14 protein-coding genes are annotated in these 12,560 nt (G+C 45.2%); 3 read left to right on the top strand and 11 right to left on the bottom strand.

The window, feature by feature from the left end:
- Positions 1-201: 201 nt before the first annotated feature.
- The gene (locus WA407_RS13810) at positions 202-852 is read left to right on the top strand and encodes a hypothetical protein (protein ID WP_336077596.1); all 651 of its coding nucleotides are present in this window, start codon (positions 202-204) and stop codon (positions 850-852) included.
- Between the two features lie 34 nt (positions 853-886).
- On the top strand, positions 887-1,456 hold the full coding sequence (locus WA407_RS13805; RefSeq protein WP_336077595.1) for a DUF1697 domain-containing protein: 570 nt from the start codon (positions 887-889) through the stop codon (positions 1,454-1,456).
- A 113-nt stretch (positions 1,457-1,569) separates the two neighbouring features.
- Here WA407_RS13805 and WA407_RS13800 read toward each other — a convergent pair whose 3' ends face one another.
- Complete coding sequence (locus tag WA407_RS13800) at positions 1,570-3,315, bottom strand: methyl-accepting chemotaxis protein (protein ID WP_336077594.1); 1,746 nt, start codon at positions 3,313-3,315, stop codon at positions 1,570-1,572.
- Between the two features lie 284 nt (positions 3,316-3,599).
- On the opposite strand from WA407_RS13800, the gene WA407_RS13795 reads away from it, so the two are divergent.
- Positions 3,600-4,184, top strand: a complete 585-nt coding sequence (locus WA407_RS13795) for an RBBP9/YdeN family alpha/beta hydrolase (protein ID WP_061829653.1) — start codon at positions 3,600-3,602, stop codon at positions 4,182-4,184.
- 79 nt (positions 4,185-4,263) lie between these two features.
- On the opposite strand, the gene WA407_RS13790 is transcribed toward WA407_RS13795, so the two are convergent.
- The 10 genes from WA407_RS13790 to WA407_RS13745 form a co-directional block, all read right to left on the bottom strand.
- Positions 4,264-4,800, bottom strand: a complete 537-nt coding sequence (locus WA407_RS13790) for an SMI1/KNR4 family protein (RefSeq protein ID WP_190297689.1) — start codon at positions 4,798-4,800, stop codon at positions 4,264-4,266.
- A gap of 56 nt (positions 4,801-4,856) precedes the next feature.
- Positions 4,857-5,516, bottom strand: a complete 660-nt coding sequence (locus WA407_RS13785; protein ID WP_336077593.1) for a DUF2625 domain-containing protein — start codon at positions 5,514-5,516, stop codon at positions 4,857-4,859.
- 36 nt (positions 5,517-5,552) lie between these two features.
- A complete protein-coding gene (locus WA407_RS13780; RefSeq protein WP_336077592.1) occupies positions 5,553-6,071 on the bottom strand; it encodes a hypothetical protein in 519 nt (172 codons plus the stop codon).
- Positions 6,058-6,393: a hypothetical protein gene (locus WA407_RS13775; RefSeq protein WP_336077591.1), complete on the bottom strand. Its 336-nt coding sequence runs from the start codon at positions 6,391-6,393 to the stop codon at positions 6,058-6,060. The genes WA407_RS13780 and WA407_RS13775 overlap by 14 nt, the downstream gene beginning before the upstream one ends.
- A gap of 84 nt (positions 6,394-6,477) precedes the next feature.
- Positions 6,478-7,485 carry a phosphotransferase gene (locus WA407_RS13770; RefSeq protein ID WP_336077590.1) on the bottom strand — a complete coding sequence of 336 codons (1,008 nt, stop codon included), beginning with the start codon at positions 7,483-7,485 and terminating at the stop codon, positions 6,478-6,480.
- A 259-nt stretch (positions 7,486-7,744) separates the two neighbouring features.
- Positions 7,745-8,104, bottom strand: coding sequence for an Hsp20/alpha crystallin family protein (locus WA407_RS13765; protein ID WP_336077589.1), 360 nt, complete (start codon positions 8,102-8,104; stop codon positions 7,745-7,747).
- A gap of 135 nt (positions 8,105-8,239) precedes the next feature.
- Positions 8,240-9,241 (bottom strand): ABC transporter ATP-binding protein, encoded by a 1,002-nt coding sequence (locus WA407_RS13760; RefSeq protein WP_336077588.1) that lies wholly within the window; start codon positions 9,239-9,241, stop codon positions 8,240-8,242.
- Positions 9,225-10,214, bottom strand: a complete 990-nt coding sequence (locus WA407_RS13755) for an ABC transporter ATP-binding protein (protein WP_250260796.1) — start codon at positions 10,212-10,214, stop codon at positions 9,225-9,227. Before WA407_RS13755 ends, WA407_RS13760 begins: the two co-directional genes overlap by 17 nt.
- A gap of 63 nt (positions 10,215-10,277) precedes the next feature.
- Positions 10,278-11,213 (bottom strand): DUF1177 domain-containing protein, encoded by a 936-nt coding sequence (locus WA407_RS13750; RefSeq protein WP_336077587.1) that lies wholly within the window; start codon positions 11,211-11,213, stop codon positions 10,278-10,280.
- Positions 11,214-11,226: 13 nt separating this feature from the next.
- Positions 11,227-12,498, bottom strand: a complete 1,272-nt coding sequence (locus WA407_RS13745; protein WP_336077586.1) for a M20 family metallopeptidase — start codon at positions 12,496-12,498, stop codon at positions 11,227-11,229.
- Positions 12,499-12,560: the final 62 nt, after the last annotated feature.

Raw genomic sequence — 12,560 nt, 5'->3', positions numbered from 1 at the left:
TTACAAGTAAGCCTGAGCATATTAAACTAAGTACAAAACATTTTCGAACTCCTATATTGTAAAATTAATCTGGATAGACTGGCAAGGCGGCACAATTACAGAAACATATGTTCTCCATATCTATATTATGATATCTTTAGGCTAGAAATGAAACGTTATTGTCGGAGGTCATAGCCTAAAATTAGAAAGGAATGCAAACCTATGAAACAATTAAGTGAAGCTCTGGCCCGTTTTGTACAACAACAAAACTTGTATAATGAAGCCTACGGGCTGTTCCAAAACCACGACATCCAGCCCCGGACGGAGAACCTAACAGATTGCTGGGACAGACGGATTCCCGTATCCCCTGAGCTTGAGTACCTGTATAGCCACTATGAAATGATCGATGCTAAGGCAGCAGGTACACACACATTGAAAAATGCGGCAGTTGAAATTGGGGATGCTGCGGTTCTCTTTTTTGCCGCACCAGAACATCTGTATCGCCAACAGCTAGGCTATCGCTGGATTACATCTGGTGAGCTTGTCCAAGAATCTTCTTCGTGGCCGCCCCATCATGTCGTGATTGCCACTTTTAATGACGATCCAGTCATTGTCGATACTAGCGCACTCGGTTCCCCTGTATATGCTGCTTTTGAAGGTGGGGCAGCGCAGCAGGTTGCCGACTCTTTAGCTAACTTCTTTACGGCTCTTTCCATCCTGATTGAAGGTGCCTGTACCTTTAAGGGAGAAGTGAAAGATGAGGACACATACGAAACCAAAACAGAATATATCGAGCACGTAAAACCATTGCTGCATCCGCTGTTGAGCGAAAATCAAACTACGTTTTTATTGGAATACCTATCCCTTTCCTAAAAATCCTTTTTGTTAAAGAGAGGTGGGACTTTTTATGATCTATATCGCATTACTGCGGGGCATCAATGTTGGCGGCAATAACAAGATCGAGATGAAGAAGCTCAAGCAAACGTTTGAAAATGCAGGTATGGAGCATGTGACGACTTACATTAATTCTGGAAACATTATTTTTTCTAGTCAAGGTCAGTCCAACGAGGAATTATCGCTCATATTGGAACAGGCGATTCTGGAGGATTTTAGCTTACCCATCCGCGTCATCGTTCGTAATATGAAGGAGATTCAGACCATTATAGAGGCACTGCCGAATGAATGGTCTAATGATACACAGATGAAAAGTGATGTATTGTTCCTGTGGGATGAAATTAACGATATTTCCGTTCTGGACAAACTTCCTTTGAAACCCGGAATAGGCCATGTAATATATACGACCGGCGCCGTTCTGTATTCTGTCAGCAAAGAACAAGTCACAAAAAGCGGGTTAACGAAATTAGTCGGCACCAAGTTGTATCAGCAAATGACGGTGCGGAATGTGAACACAACCCGTCAGATTTATAAGCTGATGCAAATGGCTGAACAGGAAGAACTACGGGATACGGACTCCTGACTGTAGTCCAAAAGCAACCTTAGAAGAGTAAACTCAAAAAGGGAGCCTTTTTACGGCTCCCCAACTGTTTTTCTTCGATGTAATGTTTTCCCTAGTCTTTACGATGGGCCTCGTTAAATTTTAAATCCTTCGACCAGTTCATTCAGTCGCGCAGCACTTTCCTTCACCTGATCAGATTGGTGTGCCACTTCAAGAGATTTCTCCGTCGATGAAACCATATTCTCTGCAATGTGCTGAGTGGATATAGCAGACTGTTCGCTGGCTGTTGCAATCTCATGGATTGCTCTCACCATGGTTTGGATAGTTTCATTCACCTGCTTAGAGGTGGCGTTCAAATCATTGACCGTGTTCGTATGCTCCACGGCATCATTGTAATATTGTCCTGCTGTATCCTCAAGCAGCTGATAATCCTTGCCTACCTGGGCTTGCAGGAAGTGCAGTAATTCTTCCGCATTAGTAGTTAAATTCTCAACAGATTGCACAACTTCTTGAGTAACACTCTGAATTTGGTCTACTGCGTGTTTGGAGCCGTCTGCCAACTTGCGAATCTCGTTAGCCACAACCGCAAACCCTCGACCTGACTCACCCGCACGAGCCGCTTCAATGGATGCATTTAGAGCCAGCAAATTGGTTTGTGCCGTAATTTCTAAGATGGACTGAGAAAGTAAACGAATTTGGTCTACGCCCTTGGCTCGTTCTAGCGCTTCCTTCATCTTTTCATTGGCCTTCCGGTAAATTTCCTTGGCTGCTTTATTGGATTCACTAGCCGCATGCTTCAATGTTTCGGCTTTTACACTTGTATCATTGGCAGACTGAGCTCTTTCTTGAGTTTTGACCGAAATGTACTCTGCTGCCCGCTGCATTTCTTCCGCAGAATGGTTCATATTTTCGGTGTATGCCGAAGTCTCTTCCATAGCTGCTGACAGCTGTTCGACCGTGGCAGATACATCTCTAATCCGCTCATTGAGATCTGTCATATTATGATTCGTCTGGTCACTCAGTTGGTTAATTTGGCGTGACTCATTGATAACCCCCGTTATGACCATTGAGGTTGAATCTGTCATTTGTTGAATGGCACGAGCAATGACAGCGATCTCATTATTTCCTTTGAGCAAGGTAGGATCAAGTGCTGCCGTTAAATTCCCTTGGGTAATCTCCTCACAGTATTTCGTAATTGTACTCATCCGAAAACGGATATTTCGAATAGCCGCAAAGGAGATGGTGATAAGAATAGCCAGCACGAGGGCCAGAACCGTGATCAAAACAATTGTACGCATTTTAATCTCATTTTGCGTATTTTGATATAAGTTGGCGGATTGCTCATTGTTATAATCTGAAATCGTAGTCAACATCGTAACAATTGCCGTACTGGATTTATTAATCCGGCCTCTCTCTTCCGTGTCATACGTTCCGCTATTTTTTTTGACTGCCATGATTTGCTCAATATCCTGATAATATGTGTCTATACTCCCCCGTAGTTCCTCGTATAATTTCTGTTCCTTAGCATCCAAATTCCTTTGTGAGAATTCATTTAGCCCGGTTGTAACGCTATCTTTTCCTTTCTGCACTTGCTTATACTGTTTGTCTGTGTACTCCTTATTGTCAAGTATTTTGGTATAATTAGCCCGCATATTATAGAAATCACTTTTGACTTCAAGAATATTCGTTTGGTGTTGAAAGCGATCCACATACAAAATACCTTGACCCTCTTTAGCTTGATACATACCGATAACCCCTACCAACGATACAATGAGTAAACCCACTAAGCTGATTACAATCATGGAGATCATCGTTGTCGTAACCTTTAAATCTCTAAAACCTTTTCCTTTTTTAGTCCTGTCTGATAGCTTGTTACTCATCCAAACCCCTCCAGATCGTCTATGGATAATAGTTCACGCTGCAGATCACAGAACGTGATGATATATATCTATATATCGGTAGAAAGCGCTTAAATTTATAAGTAAAATAACGGTACTGCAAAAATAAGAATATTATAGTAGGCAACTTCATATTTGGACTTGCTATGTAACTCAAAATTTTAGATATTCATGGGCTTAAAGAATTTGCTAAACTAGAAGAGGAGTCCTTACACGAAGTAGGGCACATATAAACAACGACGCTGAATGATGGGAGAGAAAGTATTGTGACAAACATACAAAATAAAAAACAAGTATATATAATCCACGGATACACAGCTTCGCCAGCCGATCATTGGTTCCCTTGGTTACAAGACAAATTACAGGAGGATGGAGTATCGGTAGGTATACTGGAGATGCCCAACTCGCAATCCCCCAAACTTAATGAGTGGATTGAGCATCTATTACAAAATATTAAAGTTCTACATAAAGACACCTATTTTATTGGTCATAGCTTGGGATGTGTATCCATATTAAGATACCTACAGCAAGTAAGTATCCCAGAACCACTTGGTGGTCTCGTTTTCGTTTCCGGTTTTACTGATCCAGTGCCGAGTCTACCGTCATTAGATGAATTTACAAATGGCCATTTGGATTATCAGCAAATCATGGATTCGCTAAAAGCGCGTTCAGTTATCGCTTCAAAGGATGACACAATTGTACCCTTTGCACTCAGTAAGAAACTAGCTGAAGACATCCAAGCCGATTTCCATGAAGTAGACCATGGAGGACACTTTTTACAAAGTGACGGTTTTACCACCTTACCGATGGTACATCAAGTGTTAATTGAAATGATGAATGCAAATAAGTAGCATGACAGGCTTAGTTTGAAAACTTACATAACCCGCAAAATGGAACCGGCGAAGGGTTCATTATTGCGGGTTCAATACATCAATATAATGCCCATTTTTCCGTACACAGCTCTATAAATGAATGGGCAACCTGTTCACATTCGTCATATCCCAAACTACCAGAATGAGCAAAAAGAACGGGATACTCATTGTTTCTTTTTTCCTCTCTCATATCAAACATATAGTGGTTTCCGCACCCATCCATCGCAAACGATACAGCACCCGGCATATATTCCGGTAACTCGTAGGCAAGGTTCATTTCTCTCAAATCTTCGGTATTGAAAAACTGAAAATAACGTTCTCCATTTTGAAACTCCCCGCCGTTAGAGTATCTCAAAAAATCCATATAGCTGTCAGGAAATTGCCCTTGGGGCAGATGCCAGCTCACAGGATCTAAAGGTTTATACTGATCATAGAATGGAGACGACTTTGGAAAAGGGTTCACTTGTCTTTGCTTGATTTCGTGAATCTCTTGTTCCGATAGCTTTATGTTCCATGTTTTCAAAAAATTTGCGATTTGTTCATCCGTTGCTTCCAGACTTTTTACAAACTGCTGTTCAAAGTGAATACTCCACATATCAGCCAACCTCCATGCCTTGATGCCTCTAAGAGTTGTTGTTTCTACCGAGCAAGCTATTCCTTATCCACTACCGCCTGCCATGCTTTTGTAATATCTATAGGCGACTTGCTGCTGGTCTCCCCTCCACCTTCCTGGGTCCATAGCGGCGGATAATATGCAAATACCTCTCCCGGCTGAAGTTGCTCCATATCCTTCTGCCAACCGTTCCAGCGGAATGTCTGGTAGAACAATTCTAAATCTCCCTCAGCCAACCAGCCCAAGAAACCGGAATAGGCCAGCTCTGTGGATTCCCATTCTAATGCATCTGGTGCAAAATAGTAGATATGACCACTACGTCCGAATTTCCCTGTATCCAATCCAAAAAATCCACCTGCTGCATCATAAGCCACAATCAGCATCCCCTCAAGTGCAGGAACACTTTCCGGCTCTTGAAGCCCGTTCCATGAGGTCAAGCTACCAAAAATTCCAGAGCCACCTGCACCCAGCAAGGTGATCCAACCGTAATCAAACACGATTCCTCCTGTCTCATAGGCAACTGTTCCCAAATACGATTTCGTACTCACCTGCAAACGGTACAGCGTGTCCCCTGGAGCGGATTCCGATTCGGCCGATACAATGTGATAAGAATTCCGGCCTTCTTTCAGAATATTTGTGACCTCTTCCCATGCATGGTTGTCCTTATCCACCAGTTCATCAACCGTTAAAGTATGCATGTTCATTCCCCTTCCCGTATATTCCAAAATTCACTTTCAACCTACAAACTGATGTTTGAAAACCTGCGTTTGATCTAAAATCACCCACTGATTCACTTCGTCGTATCCTTTTACAATTGCCGTGACCTCATGCTTCGGATACATCCACTCGGATGGTGTCTTTTCCTCATATGTACGAGTGTCTGACAATCCGACCGCATGATGCTGGAAAATATGAATAATCGTACCGTGTGGGAAAAATGCTTCAATATAACCTTTTACCTTAGTCCCAACGGGCAGTGCGTTTTTGATTTGATGCCATTCCTGGTTGAAGGTGTGAAGATAATTGGACCAGACTTCTTCAAACTCTTTTTTTGTAATTTGCGTATAATAGGGCTCTGTATCATCAATCGCTTTCTCAGCTAATAAGAAATGATACTGCTCGTGCTTGCGATTAGAGGCGATATACGTGCCATCATCCTGGATGACAATTTGTCGATAGGCTATTCCATCCGAATCTATTTCAAAATACCAGGTTCCCATGCCTGGTTCCGGGCAATCTTTAAGATACTTCATGTGCTCCTCCTATTAAAAAACCAAACCTTCGAATGCCTGCTGAAAAGGTTACGCCTTCTGCCTTGATGCTCGAAACACTTGTGTAATTCAGCTTTTTCTCTTTGCCACGAGCCGTTTTAGGCAAAACAAATGCCCGGTCACGCGTAAGAATCTCTACATCGGTTTCTCCATAGGTATCCTTAGTGAAAGAAATTCGCTTGCGAATGACATCCCCGTCCATACAAATAAAGTATCCATTTTTAATTTCTACCACGTCCCAATGTTCTTCCAGCGCCTCCAGCCCGAAGTACGGTCGTAACGTGTTCGTTAACCAACGATTCATCTACTCCTCCAGTTCCGAGTACATCTCAATGGACTTAGGCTCAATTTTTCCAGAGACTATAACATAGCACGGCATATAGCTCGTTTATTCATACACTGTTCCAGCTTGGATCAACTCCTCCTGAATCCAGCTACTTTTGGTAGACAGTTGGAGCAACTCAGCAGAGATCTGTTTGACTTGCTCTTGCAACACGTGTGATTGATCCGTTCCTTCCAGAAAGCGACTCAAAAAATGAAGAAATACGTCTACCTTCCTAAGCAGCATCAAAACAGGCAAAGCATCAATCTCGTTATGGCTTAAATGAACCTGGCGGATGAAGCCCCGGCAAAAATCCCGAACTGCTGTCTCCTCCTCCGATTGTCCCAAAAATCCTGATAAGATGACCGCCGGCTCCATGATCCGAACATCTAGCGTACAAAATTCAAAATCAAGCAGTGCAGTTACTAGACTATGATCCGAATCCTTTACTAACAAATTGGAAGCGTTCAAGTCTCCATGTACAAGCTGATGCGACAACTCTTCCAATGCATGAAGCGAATCTGTAATCTCTTCATAAACTTCTCCTATCAATCGCAGCTCTTCATGCAAATCCTTTAGAGGCTCAGGCGGATGTAAACAAAAGCCTTGAACCGTTTCCCGGTTACACAATGGATAGGATTGCTGCAAAGCATAATACGGTCGATAGACTGGAGTCATATCAAGATTGAATGTCGCAAGCACAGCCGATAATTCCCCCGTAGTCTCGCCAAAAGAATAGGCAAAGCTTGAATCCTGCTTCAGGGGTGATATGCCTTCTATGTATTTGAACAGACACACATATTTGCCGCTTTCCTTCTCCAGTTGAGCAAGCGTCTCTCCCGTGACCGTTGGAATAGGCTGGGGTATCCTGAATGATAGAGAATGCTTACCCAACTCCTGCAAAACCGCATGCTCAAATTCAATTTTATCCCGATCCCTGTGTGTATCGTAGACGCGCAGCACCCCGCTTCGTCCACCACTCTTAACAAAATACGTCGTATTATTCCAACCCCCGGTTCGTTTCTGCAGCGTTCCGTTCCACTCCGGCCAGTGCCGTCTTAGTATTGCTTCCAAGGATGTATCCTCCCTTCTTCGTTTCCATAGCATCGGCTGACCCCGGCATGCGAGAAGTATGGTTATAATAGCTTTACAGGTAGTTTCATTATTTTAGCATAGCAGATAGCCTATTTTATAGCAGAGAGCGACTCTAATTCACAAGAATTTAAACCGAAGGAGGAATACCTCACTTACAATGTGATCGAGTCTTTTTAAACAGGACGTACACAAAAAAACAGGACTGATTAATCAGCCCTGTCTTGTACATCATACCCCTTTAGTCAATCTGGATCTGTCTGCGGGAACGATCATCACCCTGACGTTTAGGAATTTCAAGTTTCAATACACCTTGATCCAGTTTTGCCTTAATGCCTTCTTCATCAACATGATCCACATAGAAGCGTCGGACAAATTCCCCAGAACGGCGCTCCCGTCGAATCATTTTATTCGTATCATCCTTCTCTTCATGATATTCATTCCGTTTAGCACGGATCGTCAAATAATTATGGACAATATCGATGTCGATATCTTCTTTTGCAATGCCTGGAAGCTCAGCTTCCACCAGATATCTGTCGTTTTCTTCACGAATATCCGTCCGAAACGTCTGAGAGTTGCTGCCAAATGGAGCGAGGCTCAAAGTTCAAAAGAGGCTGAAAATACTGAAATAACCCGATCCTAAGCGATCTGTCAAAAATAGTTTTAGATTTCAATCAATTTGACCTTTTTTGACCTTTTGACTTCACAAGAGACTACATATTCTTTGGCAGCCAACTCAGGCTTGCCCTGCTATCGCTTGTTCAGGCGTGGAAGCTGGGTACAAGTGACAGGCCACCTGCCGCCCTGGTGCAGCTTCGGCAAAGACGGGCTGTACTTTGCTGCATATCTCCATGGCTGCCGGGCAGCGGTTATGAAACGCACAACCACTTGGCGGATTTTCTGGACTGGGCACATCCCCTTTAAGTACAATCCGATCACGTTCCGCTTCTGGATCAGCTACAGGTACCGCAGACATTAACGCCTTTGTATACGGGTGCAGCGGCTCTCTGAACACTTCTTGGGTCGATGCGAGTTCGACCAGCTTGCCCAGGTACATCACACCCACGCGGTCGCTGATAAATTTGACGACCGACAGATCATGGGATATGAACATATACGTCAGGTCATATTGTTTTTGCAGGTCCTTCATCAGATTGAGCACTTGCGCCTGAATCGACACATCGAGGGCCGAGACTGGCTCGTCACACACGATAAATTTGGGATGAAGCGCCAGTGCCCGTGCGATCCCGATCCGCTGGCGTTGACCACCCGAGAACTCATGCGGATAACGATGTGCGTGATAAGGAGACAATCCGACCACTTCGAGCAGCTCTTCCACCCGCTCTTTGAGCTGCGTTTTGCTTAGCTTTTCATGCGTGATAAGCGGTTCTTCCAGCACCTGCTGTACTGTCCATCTGGGATCAAGCGAAGCAAACGGATCTTGAAACACCATCTGCATATCCGTTCTGAATTTGCGCAGCTGCTCTGTGTTTAGCTTACGTATATCCGTGCCATTAAACAGAATCTCTCCATCCGTCGGTTCGATCAATCTGAGTATTGCCCGTCCGGTTGTGGATTTGCCGCAGCCAGATTCCCCCACGATTGCCAAGGTTTCACCCTGCTGTACAGTCAGGTTAATACCATCCACCGCTTTGACTGCTCCCACCTGTTTGGAAAAAAGTCCTTTTTTGATCGGATAGTGTTTTTTCAAATTACGTATTTCAAGCAGTGTACTCATGATATCCCTCCTGCTGTAGCAAGCAGCGGCTTTTGTGTCCGGGTTCCACTTCTGTAAGCTCCGGGGCCTCTGCACGGCAAATTTCCTTGGCAAACTGGCAACGTGGTGCAAAGCGGCAGCCTTTTGGCATATCAAGTGGGTTGGGAACCTGGCCCGGAATGGAAGCCAGACGCTCCTGATCACTGTTCAATTGTGGCAGTGAGGCTAGCAAACTTTGGGTATACGGATGCTTGGGATCTTTAAAAAGTGTTTTAACATCCGTTTCTTCTACGACTTGTCCGGCGTACATAATCACGACCCGATCGCACATTTCAGCAACGACACCAAGGTCATGAGTAATCATCAGAATGGAAGTTCCTTCGGACTTCTGTAGCTCACGCATCAAGTCAAGAATCTGTGCTTGAATGGTTACATCGAGTGCCGTTGTCGGTTCATCGGCGATCAGCAGCTTCGGATTGCACACCATCGCCATCGCAATCATCACCCGTTGGCGCATACCGCCCGAGAGTTCATGCGGATAAGAAGCGGCTACTTTTTCTGGACGTGGAATTCCCACTTTCGTCAGCATTTCCACAGCCATGTCTTTTGCTTTGTGTTTGCTTACACCGTGGTGGTAGCGGGCAGACTCCGCAATTTGCTTGCCGATTTTGAACACAGGATTTAGCGAAGTCATGGGCTCCTGAAAAATCATAGCCATCTCGTTGCCACGAATCGAGCGCATTTTCCGCTCCGAAAAATCCAGCATATTTTCACCGTTAAACCGTACTTCGCCAGCGGCTACTTTCCCAAGTCCCTTGGGGAGGAGCTGCATAATAGAAAGGGAGGTAATGCTCTTGCCGCACCCGGATTCGCCAACGATTCCGAGTGTTTCGCCTTTGCCAACCGATAGATCGACGCCGTCCACAGCCCGGATGGTGCCAGCCGCAGTCTTGAACTCCGTCCGGAGGTTGGTTACTTCAAGCAGTTGTGTCATGCCCTCTTCCTCCTCCTTGTCCATCATTGAACCTTCATGTTCTTTTTATCTTAGGGAATAAGCTTATTCAGACTTACCCATCGTTTGCAGATGCTTCATGGTACCGTACAATTTAGTAATATGTTGAAACTCCTTTTCCGAATGAAAAGAGCATTGCCCACGTCCATAAGCTTTGGCTGTTTCTACAGCCAATTTGGCCGCCAGCGCAATATCGCTTTCGTGGCTGGCCCCCGTTGCACTGCCTGGGACAGGAGCAGCGGCCGTGATGGCTACACCAACCACTGGAGCGGAAGTGGCCACCGCTGGCTGCAAAATGCTGTTGATGTGATACAGGTCGTTACCATAAGGTGTGATGTCCTGCGTAGTTACAGCAAACGTGACACACGGTTCGCCAGTAACGGTCTGCACAATATCGACGAGGTCTTCACTAATGCGTAGTACGTAGCCTTCACGTACCGTTGGGGAAATGGCAATACCTTTATGGTTAATGACCCGATTCCCTTTGGTCGTATCAATGGACAGGATCGCTTCCATTTCGGGTGTCACTTCATATTTGTTCATCGTCAAAATATCTACGGGTGAATCCATAAATGGAACCGGATCATGGGGCTGAGTGGGTGCATCTGGACAAATATGTGTACAGATAATCACATCTCCATCAAGCACATCTCCTTTGGACTGCATGCTCAAAAGTTTAGCCGCCGCCGAAATTGCCGCTGCCGCACCGTCACCATCGGATACAAATCCGATCATCTCCGGTCGTGCTCCTAGTCCACCAAGTCGCCCTACTACACCCAAGGTTGGAGAATCGCCCCCCTGAATGCGACCCGTTTTACCGGCAATGACAATTTTAATAAAATCCGTAGAGCCCTTTTCACCTTGCACAGTGGTGACCGTAATCTTTGCTTGACCCAGTTGTTCCAAATAAGCTTTGACTTCTGCCCCGCTGGCGAACGGATTATCCAAAAGGTCATAAACTTCAAAAACTTGTTTCATCATACGACAGATCCCCTTATGCTTCTTTTTGTGTTGTTTTCAGATATTTAAGCGCCGTCAAGGCGTATACTTTCGCAGATTGAATGATCTGCCATACCGGAGCTTTTTCATTAAAATTGTGAATGGTCGACAGTTCGGCAGGCCCGTATTGCAATACCGGGATATTGTATTTGCGGAATGCACGTGCATCGCTGGTTGCCCATTGCAGTACGCCATAGGCCTCTTTACCGCTGACTTCAGCGATAGATTCCACAAGCTCCTGTACAATCGGCTCGGTGGGCGGGGTCCAGTTGGCATTACCATAAAATCCGAATTGTCTGGGCTCCGCGTCAATGCCAACACTTGCAAGCAATTCTTTGGCTTTGGCCAGTACTTCCCGGTGGTCTACGCCAAATGGAACACGGGAATCCACTTGCACTGTGCAACGGTCCGCAACCACATTGACTTTCGTGCCCCCCTGGATCGTACCAATGTTCACCGTTACATGATCAAACGCTTGTCCATAGCTTGGGTTCTCTCGTTCGCTTGCATAACGCTTGGAAATTTCAATGATCTCTTTGACTTCTTCCGGGATGTCCGGCTTGATGTCCCACAGTTGTTGCAGCGCTTCAATCCCTTTTGCAGCCTTCAAAATAGCACTTTCACCTGCAATTGGCTGCAAACTGCCATGACCCGGTGTGCCTTCAACAGTAAATTCAAACCAGCAGCTTCCTTTTTGACCGATGGTCGGGTTTTGCGGGCCTGAAGGCTCTGCAATCACAGCAGCTGTTCCTTCGATCAGTTTTCTTTCCAGCACCCAAGGTACTCCAAGATGTCCCCCGGTTTCCTCGTCTGGAACTACAAGCAACGACAACGCACCTTCGAGCGGTACGCCCAATTTGGAGAACAGCGCAACGGTAAATATTAATCCACCCAGGCCGGCTTTCATGTCCGAAGCGCCGCGGCCCAGGAGATAGCCATCACGAATTTCACCACAGAACGGATCGAAATCCCAACGAGTACGATCCCCTGCCGGCACAACGTCTGTATGCCCACAGAAAATCAGTTTTTTTCCGTCCGCCGTTTCAGCGCCATAATCAGAAATGAGATTCCACATATTCGGCCCGGATTCATGCACCGTTGTTTCTATACCTGCTTCTTTAAGATAGTCCATAATGAACTGACTAATTTCGCGTGAATCACCTGGAGGATTTTCCGAAGGAAATTGAATCAACCGCGAGCATAGCTCAAGCAATTCATCCTGCCGTTTATCTATTTCATCAAGAACTAACGTTTTCCAATCTGTCATTTCCATTCAGTCCCTTCACGTTTTCCATTTAGCCAACTACAATTTTTACTATCCATCGGGAT

It is taken from the genome of Paenibacillus sp. 203 (genome assembly GCF_037027525.1).
Classification (GTDB): domain Bacteria; phylum Bacillota; class Bacilli; order Paenibacillales; family Paenibacillaceae; genus Paenibacillus; species Paenibacillus polymyxa_B.
Note: the sequence above shows the minus strand (reverse complement) of the source record. Positions and strands in the feature narration are given on the sequence as shown.